We start from the raw sequence: 15,883 nt of genomic DNA, 5'->3' as shown, positions 1-15,883 counted from the left end.
AGCACAGGAGACAACCATGGCTTTTCTCAATGGCATCCACCACGTCGCATATCGCTGCAAAAACGCCAAGGAAACCGTCGAGTGGTATCAAAAATACCTGGATGCCGACTTCATCCTGGCGATTGCCGAGGACCAGGTGCCCTCGACCAAAGAGCCCGACCCCTATATGCACATCTTCATCGACATCGGAGGCGGCAATATCCTGGCCTTCTTTGAGCTGCCGACCAAGGCGCCCATGATTGCCCCGTCGGACGCCAACACCCCGTCGTGGACACAGCACCTGGCACTGAAGGTCGATTCCATGGAAACCATGATGAAGGCCAAGGCCCGGATGGAGGCCGACGGCATCGAAGTCATAGGGCCCACGAACCACACGCTCTTTCAATCGATCTACTTCCGTGACCCCTCGGGCCACCGCCTGGAGCTGGCGGCCGACAGCGCCACGCCCAAGATGAACAAGATGCTCGACGAGGTGAAGTGGGACATGCTCAACGAGTGGGAGCGCACCAAGAAAGCCCCCAAGCACGCCGCCTGGATGCACGACGGCAGCTACGCCGGATAAGCCCGCTGCCCGCGCACGCGCCACCGCCCCTCTTCACTCTCGCAAAGCCACTTCCGCCATGAAACTCGCCACCCTGAACCAAGGCGGCCGCGACGGCACCCTCGTCGTCGTCAGCCGCGACCTGAGCCGCTGCCGCAGCGTACCCGCCATGGCCCGCACCCTGCTTGCCGCCATGGACGAATGGGACAGCGTGGAGCCGCAGCTGCGCCAGGTCTACGAGGCCCTGAACAGCGGCGCCATCGAAGGCGAACCCTTTGACCAGGCCGCCTGCCATTCGCCCCTGCCCCGCAGCTGGCAATGGGCCGACGGCTCGGCCTACATCAACCATGTGGAGCTGGTCCGCCGCGCGCGCCATGCCGAGGTGCCCGAGAGCTTCTACACCGACCCGCTGATGTACCAGGGCGGCAGCGACGGCTTCATCCCGCCACGCGGCGAGGTCGTGGCGAAAGAGGCCTGGGGCATAGACTTCGAGGCCGAGGTCGCCGTGGTCACCGGCGACCTGCCCCAGGGCGCGACGCCCGCGCAGGCCGCCCAGGCGATCCGCCTGGTGATGCTGGTCAACGACGTGTCGCTGCGCAACCTCATCCCGGCAGAACTCGCCAAGGGCTTTGGCTTCTTCCAAAGCAAGCCCGCCAGCGCCTTCAGTCCCGTGGCCGTGACGCCCGACGAACTGGGCATGGCCTGGCAGGGCGCCAAGGTGCAGCTGCCGCTGGTGGTGCACCTGAACGACGAGCTGTTTGGCAAGCCCAACGCGGGCGTGGACATGACCTTCGACTTCGGCCAGCTCATCGCCCATGCGGCCAAGACGCGCACGCTGTGCGCGGGCTCCATCATTGGCTCGGGCACGGTGTCGAACAAGCAGGGCAGCCTGTGGGGCTCGTCGGTTGCCAATGGCGGCGTGGGCTACTGCTGCCTGGCCGAGGTGCGTACCTACGAAACCATAGAACAGGGCCAGCCCGCCACGCCCTTCATGAAGCAGGGCGACAAGGTGCGCATAGAGATGTTCGACGGCCAGGGGCGGAACATCTTTGGCAGCATCGAGAACCGCGTGCGCACGTTCTGAGGCCGCTCTGCCAACGATAAAAACGAGGCATAGCCCTTACGCTACAAGCGATTGCAGCTCTGTTTTGATGAGCAAAACGCACCCGATGCGGTCTGCACATGACTATGTGCAAATTCGCAAAGCTGAAGTGCGAAATTATCGATTGCATGCGTAATTTCGCACAAGTACCATGGCGTCATCCATTCACTCATGTCCTGGAGACGCAAGTCATGAACGCACCCGCATCGGCCCAAGTGCTGGCCCCCACCGTGAAGCTGCTGATCGGCGGCCAATTCGTCGATTCCAAGACCACCCAGTGGCGCGACGTGGTCAACCCCGCCACGCAGCAGGTGCTGGCGCGCGTGCCCTTCGCCACGCCGGCCGAGATCGACGCCGCCGTGGCCTCGGCCAAGGAGGCCTTCAAGACCTGGAAGAAGACGCCCATCGGCACCCGCGCCCGCATCTTCCTGAAGCTGCAGCAGCTGATCCGCGAGAACATGAAGGAGCTGGCCGCGCTGCTGACGGCCGAACAGGGCAAGACCCTGCCCGACGCCGAGGGCGACGTGTTCCGCGGCCTGGAGGTGGTGGAGCACGCCGCCAACATCGGCACGCTGCAGCTGGGCGAGCTGGCCAACAACGTGGCCAACGGCGTGGACACCTACAGCATCATGCAGCCCCTGGGCGTGTGCGCCGGCATCACGCCGTTCAACTTCCCGGCCATGATCCCGCTGTGGATGTTCCCCATGGCCATCGCCACGGGCAACACCTTCGTGCTCAAGCCCTCCGAGCAGGACCCCATGGTCACCATGCGCCTGTGCGAACTGGCACTGGAGGCCGGCATCCCCGCCGGCGTGCTGAACGTGATCCATGGCGGTGAAGACGCGGTGAACGCCATTTGCGACCACCCGGACATCAAGGCCATCAGCTTCGTGGGCTCCACCAAGGTCGGCACCCACGTCTACAACCGCGCCAGCCTGAACGGCAAGCGCGTGCAATGCATGATGGGCGCGAAGAACCACGCCATCGTCATGCCCGACGCCAACAAGGAGCAGACGCTGAACGCCCTGGCCGGCGCCGCCTTCGGCGCGGCGGGCCAGCGCTGCATGGCGCTGTCGGTGGCCGTGCTGGTGGGCGAGGCGCGCAACTGGATCCCCGAACTGATCGAGAAGGCCAAGACGCTGAAGGTGTCCGGCGGCACCGAGCCCGGCACCGACGTGGGCCCGCTGGTGTCCTGCGCCGCCCTGTCGCGCGTCGAGGGCCTGATCGAGCGCGGCCTGGCCGACGGCGCCAAGCTGGAACTGGACGGCCGCAAGCCGCAGGTGACGGGCTACGAGAAGGGCAACTTCGTCGGCCCCACGATCTTCAGCGGCGTCAAGCCCGGCATGAGCGTGTACGACCAGGAGATCTTCGGCCCCGTGCTGTGTCTGGCCGGCGCGGAAGACATCGACGAGGCCATCGAGTTCATCAACGCCAACCCCAACGGCAACGGCACGGCCATCTTCACGCAAAGTGGCGCGGCCGCGCGCAAGTTCCAGGAAGACATCGACGTGGGCCAGGTGGGCATCAACGTGCCAATCCCCGTGCCCGTGCCGCTGTTCTCGTTCACCGGCAGCCGCGCCTCCAAGCTGGGCGACCTGGGTCCCTACGGCAAGCAAGTCGTGCTGTTCTACACGCAGACCAAGACCGTCACGGCACGCTGGTTTGACGACAGCACCACCAGCCACGGCGTGAACACCACCATCAGCCTGAAGTAAGCGAAGACTTGGACTGCCTGTCGGGTTAGGCCCTGGTGGACTAACCCGACACTTGCCAGGCCACGCAGTTGTGCAGCAAGCACAAAACCCAGTCAAACACCTTATCAAACAAGCGCTATAAGCTATTGAAAAAATAGTATTCAAGGAGGCCCACGCGCATGAACTTTGAACTCACCGAAGACCAGCGCGCCTTTGCCGAGACGGCCCGCGCCTTTGCCCAAGGCCAGCTGGCCCCCCACGCCGCGCACTGGGACGCCGAGGGCATCTTCCCGCGCGAAGCGATTGCCAAGGCCGGCGAGCTGGGTTTTTGCGGCCTGTACGCGCCCGAAGCAGCGGGCGGCCTGCAGCTACCCCGGCTCGACGCCACCCTGGTGTTCGAAGAAATGGCCGCCGTGGACCCTTCCACGACGGCCTTCATCACCATCCACAACATGGCCACCTGGATGCTCGGCACCTGGGCCCAGCCCGAGGTGCGCGACCACTGGGGCCCGCTGCTGACCAGCGGCGAAAAGCTGGCCAGCTACTGCCTGACCGAGCCCGGCGCCGGCTCGGACGCCGCCTCGCTCAAGACGCGCGCCGAGCTGGTGGGCGCCGAATACGTCATTAACGGCTCCAAGGCCTTCATCTCCGGCGCGGGCAGCACCGACCTGCTGGTGCTCATGGCCCGCACGGGCGACGCCAGCTCGGGCGCGGCGGGCATCAGCGCCTTCGCCGTGCCGGCCGATGCCCCGGGCATCCACTACGGCAAGAAGGAAGAAAAAATGGGCTGGAACAGCCAGCCCACGCGCCAGATCAGCTTCGACAACGTGCGCATCCCCGCCAACCACCTGCTGGGCCAGGAAGGCGAAGGCTTCAAGATCGCCATGAAGGGCCTGGACGGCGGGCGCATCAACATCGCCACCTGCTCGGTCGGCGCGGCGCAGGGCGCCCTGGCCCACGCCCAGCGCTACATGCAGGAGCGCAAGCAGTTCGGCAAGCCCATCGCCAGCTTCCAGGCGCTGCAGTTCAAGCTGGCCGACATGGCGACGGAACTGGTCGCCGCAAGGCAAATGGTGCGCCTGGCCGCCAGCAAGCTCGACGCCGGCGCGCGCGACGCATCGACCTACTGCGCCATGGCCAAGCGCTTCGCCACCGACGCGGGCTTCAACGTGGTCAACGACGCGCTGCAGCTGCACGGCGGCTACGGCTACATCCGCGAATACCCGCTGGAGCGCCTGCTGCGCGACGCGCGCGTGCACCAGATCCTGGAGGGCACGAACGAGATCATGCGCGTCATCATCGGCCGGCGCATGCTGGACGGCGACGCGCCGGATGTGATTCGCTAGGCATAAAAATGAGAGCTGCAAGCGCATGATGGATGGGCGTTACAAGCCATTTTGACGATAAAACCACCATGCCCACCCGCCCGCTGTCCGACGAAGCGCTGCACCTCATCACGGCCGTGCAGGACGCCCTGGCCGAGCGCCTGGGTGCCCACGTGGACGTGCAGGAGCTCCAGCTCTTCGGCAGCCACGCCTTCATGGTGGACGGCAAGCTGTGCCTGGCCGTCAAGGGCGACGAACTGCTGGTGCGCCTGCCGCCGCAGCAGCACAGCGCCACCGCCGAAACCCCTGGTCTGCGCGAACTGGACCCGCGCGGCGGCATGGCCGGCTACTTCTGGGTCAGCCCCGCCGCCTACGCCACGCGGGCGCAGTGGCGCCACTGGATAGACGCCGCCCTGGCCTACAACCCCCAGGCCAAGGCCACGCCCCGGCGGGCAAAAAGCAGCGCAACCGGACTTCCTCCCTCTCCCGCTGGGAGAGGGCTGGGGTGAGGGCCGCCCCGCCCATCCAACCCCACCAGCTACAAACCCCATAGCACCACCCAACCCACCACAGGAGACCTCACCATGCAAATCGCATTCATCGGCCTGGGCCACATGGGCGCCCCCATGGCCATCAACCTGCACAAGGCCGGCCACAGCGTCAAAGCCTTCGACCTGAGCCCGGACGCCTGCGCCCAGGTCAAGGCCCAGGGCCTGCAGGTCGCCGCCAGTGCCCAGGACGCCGTGCAAGGCGCCGAGGCCGTCATCAGCATGCTGCCCGCCAGCCAGCATGTGGAAGGCCTGTACCTGGGCAGCGACAAGGCCCCCGCCCTGCTGCCGCACATCGCCAAGGGCACGCTGATCATCGATAGCTCCACAATCGCCGCCGCCACCAGCCAGAAGGTGGCCAGGGCCGCCGAGGCAGCGGGCATCGCCTTCATCGACGCGCCCGTCTCCGGCGGCACCGGCGGCGCCATCGCCGGCACCCTCACCTTCATGGTCGGTGGCAGCGACGCTCACCTGGAACGCGCCCGCCCCCTGCTGGAAAAAATGGGCGCCAACATCTTCCACGCCGGCAGCGTGGGCGCAGGCCAGACCGCCAAGATCTGCAACAACATGCTGCTGGGCATCTTGATGGTGGGCACCAGCGAAGCCATCGCCCTGGGCGTGGCCAACGGCCTGGACCCCAAGGTGCTGAGCGAAATCATGCGCCGCAGCTCGGGGGGCAACTGGGCGCTGGAGAAGTACAACCCCTACCCGGGCGTGCACGAGAACGCCCCCGCCAGCAAGGGCTACGCCGGCGGCTTCGGCACCGATCTGATGCTCAAGGACCTGGGCCTGTCCCAGGAAAACGCCACCGCCGTCAAGGCCAGCACGCCGCTGGGCGGCCTGGCGCGCGCCATTTACGCGGCGCACAGCATCGCCGGGCATGGAGGCGAGGATTTTTCTAGCGTGATCAAGATGCTGCAGAAGAAGGGCTAAGCCAGACTGGCTTGTAAGCTTTTCGAAAAACGGGCGCTGTAGCATATAGTTACAGCGCCCGTTGCTATTTCTCCTCCGGGAATTTTTAGGTTTGTCTAAGTTGGTGATGGGTTGCTATGCCATAGGGATATCGGTATGCGACAGGTATTTTTGAGTTTTTATGCGACTCATCCAGGCATGGATGACGTCGTCTAATTCTAGTTAGGTTGTAAAGGAGACTTTCCGTGACTGTTGAAACCGAGAAATTCGTAATAACTGGAGTCGATGCTGCATATTCTCAATCTCGCGAGATCACAGCAGACCCCAAACCACCACAGAAGATAGGTATAAAAGCAGCCACGGTTTTCTGCAAGGGGTGTGAGAATTTATGGAATGCGCACTCTTTCGGGGAAGGACGATTTTCCACCGCCTATGGGAGCTTCATCTTTGAATGCCCGAACTGTCACGCCGAAGAGGTGGTAACAGCTAGCGTAGTGATGAATATCAGCTAACAACCTAAAAATTCATTCACTATGGATTGCTCCATATGTGCAAGCAAGTCTGGTTTTCGTAGCGCGTAGTTCGTGCTGTCACGCCCCTTTTATTGCGCTAGGCCTAACCCGGCGCTCAAGCCGACCCGCATACTGCGGGCGGCTTACCTAGTCCGTTAGCCGCTTAGAAACCCGCTTTATTCAGGCCATGTTTTATTCACCGGCATTTACCTTCTCAAGCGGTTATCCGCTGGGGTTTTTGCCGTGTGCCGGGCTTCGCCTTGGGGTGCTGCGCCAGTTTCAAGCCTTTTTGGCCTCTAGCCCTTGTGCAGCAAGCGCCTAAAGCTATCATTTTTCAAGCAGTGCGTCGCCTCCGTGGCGCACTGCTTTTTCGCGGTTTGCGCCCGTCGTCAAGTTGGGGCTTCCCGTTCTGGCTTCTGGGTCTAACCGGGCAGTCAAGCCGACCTGCCTTCGGCAGGCGGCTTACTTTCGTTCGTTCGGCATCATAACTCACTGCGGATAATCTCAATGGAAATTCCAGGCGAAAAACTTATTATCAAGCTTTGGGAAACAATAGCTGACAGGGGCATTGGTAGTCTGCTAAAGCCGTGGCAGATTCGCCGTGAAGGCCGAGCAAACCTTGAAGTCAGGCGCGACGAGATATTAGCGTTAGCACAAGCGGAGGCTGATGCAGTTGCTATACGGTCAGGAAAGAAGCTACTCATGGTTAGCGGCGAGATCGTGAATCGACCGGCTCTAGAATCCGCATTTAATATCCACGAAAACACCGACAGAGCTCCATTAGCTTTGCCCCGCGCAATTGAGATCGCCGATCAAAACGCAAAAGCAGATGCGGTAAGGCAAGAAGTATCCATCGCCAAGGCGGTCATATATGCCGAGGAGGAATTGCAGAATGATTCTTCCGAGCCACTGCAGGATAGTCCACAGGACGACTGGCTGCTGAGGTGGCGTGAGTGTGCTGCCGGTGTTTCATCGGATGAGTTGCAGCAAATTTGGGGCAAAGTGCTAGCGGGAGAAGTAAAATCACCGGGGCGTTTCTCCCTGCGAACATTGGAGTTTCTCCGCAACCTATCGCAAACGGAAGCAAAAGCCATCGAAAGAATCTCGCCATTTGTCATTTCCGGTGTTCTTTATCGTGGCAATGACGCCGTTTTGGAAGCCGAAGGGGTGTATTTTTCCGATTTACTAGCTATGCAAGAGTTGGGCGTTTTGGCTGGTGTGGATGGGCTTGGCTTGGAAATCACTTGGAATTCAAATGTCACGGCCTCTTTCCAGAAGGCACTTACTTGCCATGGCGCCCTGATTCTTGCTACGGCCCCAGATCCTAACAAGGTCATCAAACTGAAAGTCTGCACGGTAACGGCTATTGGCAAGCAAGTTTTAAGTCTTGGGAGCTTTTCGCCAAATGCGAAGATGGTCGAGTCCGTTGCCACGGCAATTAAAGCTCTTGGCTTCGATGTCCAGGTCGGAAGCTATTTCCAAGTCGGCTCGGATCAGGTTCAGCCCGTCAACCTAAAGCAGATATGACGTCGAACCGATCATTCCACCGGACCTGCGCGAAGATCCGCGCAGTCCGGTGAATTCAAACGTTAGCCTTCAGATGTTTAATATCGACTCGCCGTTACTAAATATTCCAGCCACACTGGAAAAGCGGCAGGCTATATTTTTAGATGGCCTTCGACAGCACGCACAGATTGCAATTTACGCTTATACGCGCCTTTGCAAATCTCTCTCAGAATTATCCTTTGAGCACCCCAGTAACGCCAAAAATTACCAGGATTTTACTCACATATTCCTTGATGTTTGGGCCTTTGTAGAGTCGGTGGATCGTTTTCGACAATTATGGCAGTTACAACCCGCTTCGGATACGATTGCAGGCGATTTTGCGCCAAAAATTGTCAACATCAAACTGCAACCAATCCGCAATCTTCGCAATGTTTCATCCCATATTGCGCAGAAGATCGATCAGATTGCATCACTCAATTCATCTGTTTCTGGATTAATTCGTTGGATTACGATGCATAGCAAAGAACCAACTGTGATCCGAACATATTTTATGAGGCCGGGGATAATTCATGGACAGCTATCCGCACAATTTGTGGCACCGTCTGGAAATATATTATTCACGCATGATATCGCATCCATTGTATTAAATGCAGGAAACCACGAGGGCAATTTATCGGAAGCTTATTCACTCGTGTGTTCAATCGTAAATTTCTCAGAGCAGTATCTCGCCTCACAGTTTGTTGGGGCTGCATTTGAACCTAGGCTACCCACAAATATTTTTGGTTCGGCCCAACTTGATGCCTAACCATTCGTCGCAGCCGACCGCCTTCAGCGGCGGCTGAACTCAGTTCGTTAGGCATCAGAAACTCGCATGATTGAAATCGCAGGCCTTGCCCTTGGATTGATTGGCATTCTTTTCGCCTTCGAGACCCCCCGTCGACGTCTCGTCGGACTTTTCTCTAAAGACTCTCCTTCTACCCAGAAAGAGTCGTTGTCTGCTTCTGTTCCAGTTATCGACATATGCCATAGGGGAATACATGTCGGCGAAGTTGAAAACGAGAAACTCCATTTCGATATTCCGTATTGCGCAGGGAAGAACGCAAACGCGCATAACGTCAAGCTACAGACAGCGGTCTTGCGAGCCAACGGATCGGAAATGACAATCTTGTCCAAGTTTGGAGATGACTTCCCAGACCGCATCGTCCTGACCTATGAGGTAGGGAAATCGATCTCCTACACCTTGGCTCCCCTCAAGGTTGAGGATCTACCGAATCTCTATATCGTGGTTCGCGGCTCCTACACGGCAGAGTTTGGTGAACAAGTTTTTCAAGTATTTGATGTGTTCAAGTTCAACACGATTAAAAAGAACTGGATGAGAACGCTTGGCGACGAAGATAAAAGAGTGCGAAATTTCGTCGAGGCCTCTACCGCTGCCGGTGAAATATAAATCTAAGGTGGCCTGATGTCTAACCTTGCGCTCAAGCGGACGGCTTCCAGCCGCCGCTTACCTTAGTTCGTTAGTCCCAAAGAAACCCCCGCTTTATTTCGCCCATGTTTATTCAAACGGCATTCAGTTTCTCAAGCGTTGTACAGCGCTGGGGTTGCCGTTTCTCTGGGCTTCGCCTGTTGGCGTTACGCTGGTTTTTGGTCTTTTTGGCCTCCAGCCCTTGCGTAGCAAGCGCAAGCAGCTATCGTTTTTGTAGTGCTGCGCAGCCTCGGTGGCGCAGTGCTTTTCCGCAGTTCGTGCCCGTCGCCAAGTTAGGGTTACCCGTTTTGGCTTCTGGCTCTAACATTTCGGTCAAGCCGACCCGCATTCTGCGGTCGGCCTACCTCGCCCGTTAGGAGGGATAGAAAAATCTATGGAAACTTCAGCAATGCGCCTAGCTTTTGAAAAAGCACTCGAATTAATGGTAACGTCCACGCCGCTAATTGGCCCAGTTGCAGGGGTTCTCATTGAGTCTGCAAGAGATGCCGAGGTGGCAAGTCAAAAACCAGAATTGTCTGCATTAGCCAACGAAGCGAAACGTCAAGAAATATCTCTTCACATGGCCAAGATGCAAGCGCAAGTTGCCCAAGAATTAGCTATTGCACATCGAATCGAAAATGCTGTCGAAGTAGAAATAGAGGAATATTACGAAGGCAATGGAAAAGGCGGAATATCCGGCTCTGCAAATTTGGACGGTGGCTCTGTTTTTCTAGGTGGAGAAGGTCGAAAAGTAGTAAAGCGCATTTACCGATTTACTGGAGCTAATGGCGTTAATAAATTACCACTTGAAGCTCCTAACAGTTCGTCCAAGCCGACGCCTAACAGCGCAGCTTAACTCAAAAGTTAGGCGCTACATATAGAAATGTCACTGCGTAGTGCTCTTACCCCGTATGTGGAGAAGTTTGCTTCATTCTCCCCATGGGTTCTTCCGCTGAAGCTAACCCTCGGCGGACTGTTGGCCGCATTGGGCGGAGCCGGCTTTGTCGGCCTCCTCAGCGAATATGCCACTTACAGCTTTTCCATTAATTATGGCTTTCGGCCGCCACTTGAAGGAATTCCCTACTTGAAGGCTACAGTAGCGCTTGGCAGCTTTGCTTTGCTCCTTACTGGCGGCATAGTATTCTTGCTTTCGATATTACTGGTGCGATCAATCATCTGGTCCATGGAAGCCCCAATGGGATGGGTATCAAGACTTTTGCATCACACAGTGCCGATTAGACGAACCCCAATTCAGAATTTCCAAACCGTTTTCGTGCGCCTTGCCCAGCGCCCTATATGGCAGATTTTGATAGTCGCAATTATTGTCGGACTAGTCACGGGCGGCATCGCGTATCTCGAAATTAATTTTTTAAATGAAAGATTTTTTGGAAAGCCCGCACCTGCAATAAATCCTCTGGGCTTTAGTCTCGGTGGTGCCCTCTATGGCATCGTTCTTACTGTGGCGCTGGCTAGGCGTGGTGTCATCTGGTGGCTCGGTGGCTTTGCGACCCTCGGATACTTCATCGTATGCATCTGGGCACTTTTCTCCCCCCATTGGTACGCGACATTCCTTAGAACAGTTGGCTATGGTGGCGGCCTCCCAATCACCGTCGAGTTTCGCGAACAAGCCACACCGACACAGTCGCAACAAATAGACTGCTTCCTGCTGCTTCGCACGACAGAGGCTCTGCTGGTCTTGTCCGCAGATTCCGACAAGGTTCTTGAGATTCCCCGAGATCAAATTCGCACCCTTGCTCATTCCGATGGTGGGCTTAGACAATTGCCTTACCAACTACCGCGCCAAGGTAAAGTACGTTGACCTTAACCATTCCGTCAAGCGGACCTGCCTTCGGCAGATCGCTTACGTCCACTGTTAGCTAATTACATAAATAGCTCATGAAAAAATATATATTCTTCATCTTAACATACTTGAGCTTTTCCGCCTTGTCGCAATCGAATATCTTACTTGAAGCATGCAATAAAATTGAAAATCAGAGCGATCGACTTGCTTGCTTTAAAGAAATTTACACAACTACCACAAAGACAATTACAGCCACCGACAAACAAGAAATTGCAATCAATTCCATAAAGAGAGAATTCGCAGAATTGCAGCAAATCATTAGAACTGGAATATCTTATAACACATATTCAGAGGCAATAATAAAACCCGCAATGAAACTCGGAGCACTAAAACTAGAGCTTAATGGCGAGATGCCGTACATGGTCAATTCTTTAGAAGATGCCGTAATTGCATATAACGACGCAAAAACCGTATGGCACGCCAGTATCTATGACTCGATGGATGGCGGAATTTTTGCCGGAAAAATATTAAACCCAGAGCGCTCTGGCCTGCTTGAAATAGTAAAAAAATACAACTTGCCATTAGAATCAAAACTACTAAATCCTCGCCTCCCAGCAATGGCAGCAGTTTTAAAAATTTTCGACTATGCAGAAAATAAAACAAAAGATGCATTTACAACAGCCGCATCGCCGATGGAACATACCTCGAACAATAAAGTTAATATCGACCCCTTTCGACCAATTAGCCCGGTGAATGATAAATGCAAAGATAAATTTAGCATATTATATGATCCTCTTGTTTGCAAAAATGACTAACCACTCATCGCAGCCGACCGCCTATGGCGGCGGCTGAATTCAGGGCGTTGGGCGTCACAGGTAGCAACACAGGAGTCGACGTGAGGACAATCGGCCTAATCGGTGGGATGAGTTGGGAATCCACCGTGCCCTACTACCGACTGATCAATGAAACGATAAAGGAACAGCTGGGCGGTTTGCACTCGGCAACGATCATCCTTTATAGCTTTGACTTCCAAGAGATCGAAGAGCTTCAACGAAAAGGTGATTGGGAGACTGCTGGTCTCACCTTGGCCGATGCGGCCCGCTCGCTAGAAGCAGGAGGTGCATCGTTTCTTGTTTTGTGCACGAACACGATGCATAAAGTTGCTCACCACATTGAGGCCGCTGTGAGCATAAGCTTGCTTCACATCGCAGATCCAACTGCTTCAGAAATCAAGAGATCAGGGCATTCCGTCGTGGGTCTGCTGGGCACGCGCTTCACGATGGAGCAAGCCTTCTATAAAGATCGGCTTCTTGAGCAACATGGTCTACAGGTCAAAGTCCCTGTAGCTCAAGATCGCGAAATCATTCACCGCATCATTTATGAAGAACTATGCCTCGGGGTCGTGAAGCCTGAGTCACGAACTGAGTACCGACGTGTCATTCAAGATCTGGCTGCACAAGGCGCACAAGCGATCATCCTCGGGTGTACAGAGATTTCGCTTCTAGTCAGCCAGCAAGATTCACCAGTTCCGCTGTTTGATACAACAGCCCTACATGCTCGCGCAGCAGCATTTGAGGCGCTCAAGCAGTGACGCCCAACTCTTCCATGGAGAGGACTTGTCCCAGCAAGTCGGGCCAAGCCTCTCATGTCAAACGTTAGTCCCGCAGAGAAACCGCTTTATTCAGGTCATGCTTTTTCAAACAGCATTTAGTTTCTCAGGCGTTATGCAGCGCCTTGCTTGCAGTTTCTCCGGGCTGCGCCTGCGTGCGCTGCGCCAGTTTTCAGTCTTTTTGGCCACTGGCTCTTGGGTAGAAAGCGCCACCAGCTATCATTTTGCAAGCGTTGTGCCGCCTCGGTGGCGCAGTGTTTTTTCGCAGTTCGCGCCCGTCGTCAAAGTCGGGGTTCCAGTTCGCCCGGAATCTGTCGGTATTCTTGTGGTCGCAGTTTTTCACCATCGCCGCGACCCAAAGGCTTGGACGGTTCGCATTGCTGGCTAATTGCCCAGCCCTGACTACTGCAAATACTCATCCACCAAACGCTGCACCACGGCCGCCTGCAGCTCATCCCGTCGCCGCTTGAGCGCATCGCGATCCCGCTGCCCGGCCAGCCAGCGCTTGAACGCCACAAAGGTGGCCGGGGCCACGGTGTTCATGCGGGCCATGGTGCCGTTGGTGGCCACGATCACGGTGGAAAACTCCGGTGCATCCAGCAACACGTTGGCGCGGCGGGCCTGGGCTACCCAGAAGTCGTCATCGTCGTCGCTGAGCTTGATGGGGTGCGGGTCGTCATCCACGCGTTCGTGGCGGATGATGTCCACCTCGAAGCCATCTTTGTTCACGGCGGTGTACTTCTGGCTCTGTCTGATACGGAAGGTGTTGTCCACCTTTTTCAACACGCCGAGCATGGAACTGTCCACCCGCGCAAGCTGGGTCGCAAACTGGATGCGTTTGCGCGTGTCCCACAGCAGGTCGATGTCGCGGGTGGCCAGGGCGCCAGCGTCCAGGCGCACGCCGGCCGCGGCTTCGTAAGCGTACAGGGCGTGCGTGCCCACCACGCGAAAGTGCGGGCTGAGCTGCGTGTCGGCCAGACGGACGAGCAGGTTGACCACCAGCGGCTCCACCCGGCCCACGCGCAGGGCACGGTTCAGGCGCCGGTGCTGGTCTAGCGCAGCCTTCAGGCCCGCCATGCGCTCGGTGCTTTCCTGCTTGCGCTGCATGAACCGGTCGTACATGACCTGGGTTTCGGGGGTCTGCGGGCCCAGGCTGGTTTCAGCCCCCGCTGGCGTGGTGCGCACGAGGTAGCGCGCGTGCGGTGCGGCGGGCGGACCGGCGTGCCAGTACATGCCGCCGCGCACCTGGGCGGCTTCCTGCCGGGCCTCTTCCCAGGCTTCGAAGGTGGCTACGGCGTCGATGTACTGGCGCGCTGCGGTGGGGTTGATTTCTTCCATTTCGGTGTTTTTCTATATTTTTTATTTTTACACCGAAAATTGTTTAAATACAATGACTTATTGATTTTTTCACAGCATTTTGTCGCCCAAAGATTGGCTGACAGCTTGTGGCATGGGGCGATAACGCCCCCCTGCTGTCACACGTCGGTGCGAGCACCTGGGTGCCGACGTGGACAAATCGCATTCATCGGCCTGGGCCACATGGGCGCCCCCATGGCCATCAACCCTGCCAAGATCTGCAACAACATGCTGCTGCAGAAGAAGGGGTAGCCTCCAGTGCGGCGGTGGAGCCCGCCGCATGCCTGAAAACCAGCGCCTTCAGTGATCGGTCCTCATCAATGTCGGCAAACACCGGCGGATTGGCCACACGCTCCACCAGGGTCAGCGACGGCGCCCATGCGCGCACCTGGTCATGCAGAAAGGCCACGCCCAACTCTGGCGCATTCAGGCACAGCAGCGCATGCCCTGCGGGTGCGAGCAGATCCGGCAGGCGGCGCATGACGCGGGCGTAGTCCTTGGCGGCGACGAAGCTGCCCTTCTGGTAGCTGGGCGGGTCGGCAATCACCAGGTCGTACGGCCCGCCGCGCGTGATCTTGCCCCAGGAGCTGAAGATGTCATGCGCCAGAAAGCTGGCACCGGCGTCCAGGTCGTTGAGCCGGTGGTTGTGCTGCCCCGTGGCGATGGAGCCGCGCCCCATGTCCACGTTGACCACCTGGGCTGCCCCCGCCTGCAACGCCGCGACCGAGAAGGCGCAGGTGTAGGCGAACAGGTTCAGCACCCGGGCGCCCTGCCCGGTGCGCGCCCGATGGGCGGCCACATGCGCGCGCACCCAACGCCGGCCGCCCGCCATGTCGAGGAACAGGCCGTGGTTCTGCCCCTTGAGCACATGCACGCGATAGCGCGCCCCGTCCTCGGCGACCACATGCGGGTCGGGCACGCCGCCGGCCATGAGGCGCGTGTCGCTGCGCCCCTCCATGCGCAGCGCCTCGCCGCGGTGCTGGAACACCCAGTTCAAGGGCTGGCCCGGGGCGATCTGCCGCCAGCGCGCCTGCAGCGCCAGGCCGATGGTGGCCAGTTCCTGCTCGCTTGCCGGGGCAAAGCTGGTGAGCACGAAGACGGGCGGATAGGCGTCCAGCACCCACTGCTCGCAGCCGGCAAAGCGCCCGCCCCGGCCGTGGAAGATGCGGCAGGCATCCGAGGGTGCCGGCATGGCGGCGATGGCGTCGAGCAGCGCTTGCATCCAGGCCCTTCAATCGACGGCGGCGCCTGGCTGCTTCACGGCCTTGCGCCGGTGCACGATTTCGCTGGCGACAAAGTGTGCCCGCTCGGCACTGACCTGCGGCGTCCCCTTGGGCGCCATGGCCATGGTCCATAGTCTGCGTTTCAATTCAAGTCCCCTGAAAAGCCCACTGCAGGTGCAAACATGCAGATTCGGCCGGGCATCATAGGGCGCTCAGGCACGCGCCTGGCTGGCCTTTTCGCCTTCGCGCGCAAGGCCGCTCAGACACCGGCCCTGAAATGCAGGTCGTG

20 protein-coding genes and 1 pseudogene are annotated in these 15,883 nt (G+C 58.2%); 18 read left to right on the top strand and 3 right to left on the bottom strand.

Features of this window, described 5'->3' with window-relative positions; genetic code table 11:
* Positions 1 to 16: 16 nt before the first annotated feature.
* The 18 genes and pseudogenes from P7644_RS09080 (at position 17) to P7644_RS08995 (ending at position 13,403) form a co-directional block, all read left to right on the top strand.
* The gene (locus P7644_RS09080) at positions 17 to 562 is read left to right on the top strand and encodes a VOC family protein (RefSeq protein WP_404302920.1); all 546 of its coding nucleotides are present in this window, start codon (positions 17 to 19) and stop codon (positions 560 to 562) included.
* Between the two features lie 58 nt (positions 563 to 620).
* Positions 621 to 1,625, top strand: a complete 1,005-nt coding sequence (locus tag P7644_RS09075; RefSeq protein ID WP_404302919.1) for a fumarylacetoacetate hydrolase family protein — start codon at positions 621 to 623, stop codon at positions 1,623 to 1,625.
* 209 nt (positions 1,626 to 1,834) lie between these two features.
* Complete coding sequence (locus P7644_RS09070; protein ID WP_404302918.1) at positions 1,835 to 3,358, top strand: CoA-acylating methylmalonate-semialdehyde dehydrogenase; 1,524 nt, start codon at positions 1,835 to 1,837, stop codon at positions 3,356 to 3,358.
* Between the two features lie 158 nt (positions 3,359 to 3,516).
* Positions 3,517 to 4,683: an acyl-CoA dehydrogenase family protein gene (locus P7644_RS09065; protein ID WP_404302917.1), complete on the top strand. Its 1,167-nt coding sequence runs from the start codon at positions 3,517 to 3,519 to the stop codon at positions 4,681 to 4,683.
* Between the two features lie 68 nt (positions 4,684 to 4,751).
* Positions 4,752 to 5,171, top strand: coding sequence for a TfoX/Sxy family protein (locus tag P7644_RS09060; RefSeq protein WP_404302915.1), 420 nt, complete (start codon positions 4,752 to 4,754; stop codon positions 5,169 to 5,171).
* A gap of 75 nt (positions 5,172 to 5,246) precedes the next feature.
* Positions 5,247 to 6,143: a 3-hydroxyisobutyrate dehydrogenase gene (mmsB, locus tag P7644_RS09055; protein ID WP_404302913.1), complete on the top strand. Its 897-nt coding sequence runs from the start codon at positions 5,247 to 5,249 to the stop codon at positions 6,141 to 6,143.
* A gap of 224 nt (positions 6,144 to 6,367) precedes the next feature.
* Positions 6,368 to 6,634, top strand: coding sequence for a hypothetical protein (locus P7644_RS09050; RefSeq protein WP_404302912.1), 267 nt, complete (start codon positions 6,368 to 6,370; stop codon positions 6,632 to 6,634).
* A gap of 72 nt (positions 6,635 to 6,706) precedes the next feature.
* A complete protein-coding gene (locus P7644_RS09045) occupies positions 6,707 to 6,793 on the top strand; it encodes a DUF1010 domain-containing protein (RefSeq protein WP_404303166.1) in 87 nt (28 codons plus the stop codon).
* Positions 6,794 to 7,016: 223 nt separating this feature from the next.
* Positions 7,017 to 7,136, top strand: a pseudogene (locus P7644_RS09040) (DUF1010 domain-containing protein); the annotation flags it as partial.
* Between the two features lie 5 nt (positions 7,137 to 7,141).
* Positions 7,142 to 8,161 (top strand): DUF2806 domain-containing protein, encoded by a 1,020-nt coding sequence (locus tag P7644_RS09035; protein WP_404302911.1) that lies wholly within the window; start codon positions 7,142 to 7,144, stop codon positions 8,159 to 8,161.
* Between the two features lie 73 nt (positions 8,162 to 8,234).
* Positions 8,235 to 8,945 (top strand): hypothetical protein, encoded by a 711-nt coding sequence (locus P7644_RS09030; protein ID WP_404302910.1) that lies wholly within the window; start codon positions 8,235 to 8,237, stop codon positions 8,943 to 8,945.
* Between the two features lie 66 nt (positions 8,946 to 9,011).
* Positions 9,012 to 9,587 (top strand): hypothetical protein, encoded by a 576-nt coding sequence (locus P7644_RS09025; RefSeq protein WP_404302908.1) that lies wholly within the window; start codon positions 9,012 to 9,014, stop codon positions 9,585 to 9,587.
* A gap of 104 nt (positions 9,588 to 9,691) precedes the next feature.
* The gene (locus P7644_RS09020; protein WP_404302907.1) at positions 9,692 to 9,982 is read left to right on the top strand and encodes a DUF1010 domain-containing protein; all 291 of its coding nucleotides are present in this window, start codon (positions 9,692 to 9,694) and stop codon (positions 9,980 to 9,982) included.
* 17 nt (positions 9,983 to 9,999) lie between these two features.
* Positions 10,000 to 10,461 (top strand): hypothetical protein, encoded by a 462-nt coding sequence (locus P7644_RS09015; protein ID WP_404302905.1) that lies wholly within the window; start codon positions 10,000 to 10,002, stop codon positions 10,459 to 10,461.
* 27 nt (positions 10,462 to 10,488) lie between these two features.
* A complete protein-coding gene (locus P7644_RS09010; RefSeq protein WP_404302903.1) occupies positions 10,489 to 11,424 on the top strand; it encodes a hypothetical protein in 936 nt (311 codons plus the stop codon).
* A 110-nt stretch (positions 11,425 to 11,534) separates the two neighbouring features.
* Complete coding sequence (locus P7644_RS09005) at positions 11,535 to 12,221, top strand: hypothetical protein (RefSeq protein ID WP_404302901.1); 687 nt, start codon at positions 11,535 to 11,537, stop codon at positions 12,219 to 12,221.
* An 80-nt stretch (positions 12,222 to 12,301) separates the two neighbouring features.
* Positions 12,302 to 12,997, top strand: a complete 696-nt coding sequence (locus P7644_RS09000; protein ID WP_404302900.1) for an aspartate/glutamate racemase family protein — start codon at positions 12,302 to 12,304, stop codon at positions 12,995 to 12,997.
* Between the two features lie 25 nt (positions 12,998 to 13,022).
* Positions 13,023 to 13,403 (top strand): DUF1010 domain-containing protein, encoded by a 381-nt coding sequence (locus tag P7644_RS08995; protein ID WP_404302899.1) that lies wholly within the window; start codon positions 13,023 to 13,025, stop codon positions 13,401 to 13,403.
* A 14-nt stretch (positions 13,404 to 13,417) separates the two neighbouring features.
* Here the strand turns inward: P7644_RS08995 and P7644_RS08990 are convergent, their stop codons facing one another.
* The 3 genes from P7644_RS08990 to P7644_RS08980 all read right to left on the bottom strand — a co-directional run bounded on the left by P7644_RS08990 (position 13,418) and on the right by P7644_RS08980 (position 15,740).
* On the bottom strand, positions 13,418 to 14,353 hold the full coding sequence (locus tag P7644_RS08990; RefSeq protein WP_404302897.1) for a GSU2403 family nucleotidyltransferase fold protein: 936 nt from the start codon (positions 14,351 to 14,353) through the stop codon (positions 13,418 to 13,420).
* A 220-nt stretch (positions 14,354 to 14,573) separates the two neighbouring features.
* The gene (locus P7644_RS08985) at positions 14,574 to 15,593 is read right to left on the bottom strand and encodes a class I SAM-dependent methyltransferase (RefSeq protein WP_404302896.1); all 1,020 of its coding nucleotides are present in this window, start codon (positions 15,591 to 15,593) and stop codon (positions 14,574 to 14,576) included.
* Between the two features lie 9 nt (positions 15,594 to 15,602).
* Complete coding sequence (locus P7644_RS08980) at positions 15,603 to 15,740, bottom strand: hypothetical protein (protein ID WP_404302895.1); 138 nt, start codon at positions 15,738 to 15,740, stop codon at positions 15,603 to 15,605.
* Between the last annotated feature and the right edge of the window lie 143 nt (positions 15,741 to 15,883).

It is taken from the genome of Alicycliphilus denitrificans (assembly GCF_044792555.1).
GTDB classification, from domain to species: Bacteria; Pseudomonadota; Gammaproteobacteria; order Burkholderiales; family Burkholderiaceae_C; genus Alicycliphilus; species Alicycliphilus denitrificans_A.
This window is presented reverse-complemented; position numbering and strand designations above follow the sequence as displayed.

Coding starts and splice junctions, on each gene's coding strand:
- P7644_RS09010 (WP_404302903.1), top strand. CDS start 10,489: ATGTCACTGCGTAGTGCTCTTACCCCGTATGTGGAGAAGTTTGCTTCA.
- P7644_RS09030 (WP_404302910.1), top strand. CDS start 8,235: ATGTTTAATATCGACTCGCCGTTACTAAATATTCCAGCCACACTGGAA.
- P7644_RS08990 (WP_404302897.1), bottom strand. CDS start 14,353: ATGGAAGAAATCAACCCCACCGCAGCGCGCCAGTACATCGACGCCGTA.
- P7644_RS09075 (WP_404302919.1), top strand. CDS start 621: ATGAAACTCGCCACCCTGAACCAAGGCGGCCGCGACGGCACCCTCGTC.
- P7644_RS09070 (WP_404302918.1), top strand. CDS start 1,835: ATGAACGCACCCGCATCGGCCCAAGTGCTGGCCCCCACCGTGAAGCTG.
- P7644_RS09015 (WP_404302905.1), top strand. CDS start 10,000: ATGGAAACTTCAGCAATGCGCCTAGCTTTTGAAAAAGCACTCGAATTA.
- P7644_RS09065 (WP_404302917.1), top strand. CDS start 3,517: ATGAACTTTGAACTCACCGAAGACCAGCGCGCCTTTGCCGAGACGGCC.
- mmsB (WP_404302913.1), top strand. CDS start 5,247: ATGCAAATCGCATTCATCGGCCTGGGCCACATGGGCGCCCCCATGGCC.
- P7644_RS08985 (WP_404302896.1), bottom strand. CDS start 15,593: ATGCAAGCGCTGCTCGACGCCATCGCCGCCATGCCGGCACCCTCGGAT.
- P7644_RS09060 (WP_404302915.1), top strand. CDS start 4,752: ATGCCCACCCGCCCGCTGTCCGACGAAGCGCTGCACCTCATCACGGCC.
- P7644_RS09025 (WP_404302908.1), top strand. CDS start 9,012: ATGATTGAAATCGCAGGCCTTGCCCTTGGATTGATTGGCATTCTTTTC.
- P7644_RS09080 (WP_404302920.1), top strand. CDS start 17: ATGGCTTTTCTCAATGGCATCCACCACGTCGCATATCGCTGCAAAAAC.
- P7644_RS09035 (WP_404302911.1), top strand. CDS start 7,142: ATGGAAATTCCAGGCGAAAAACTTATTATCAAGCTTTGGGAAACAATA.
- P7644_RS09020 (WP_404302907.1), top strand. CDS start 9,692: ATGTTTATTCAAACGGCATTCAGTTTCTCAAGCGTTGTACAGCGCTGG.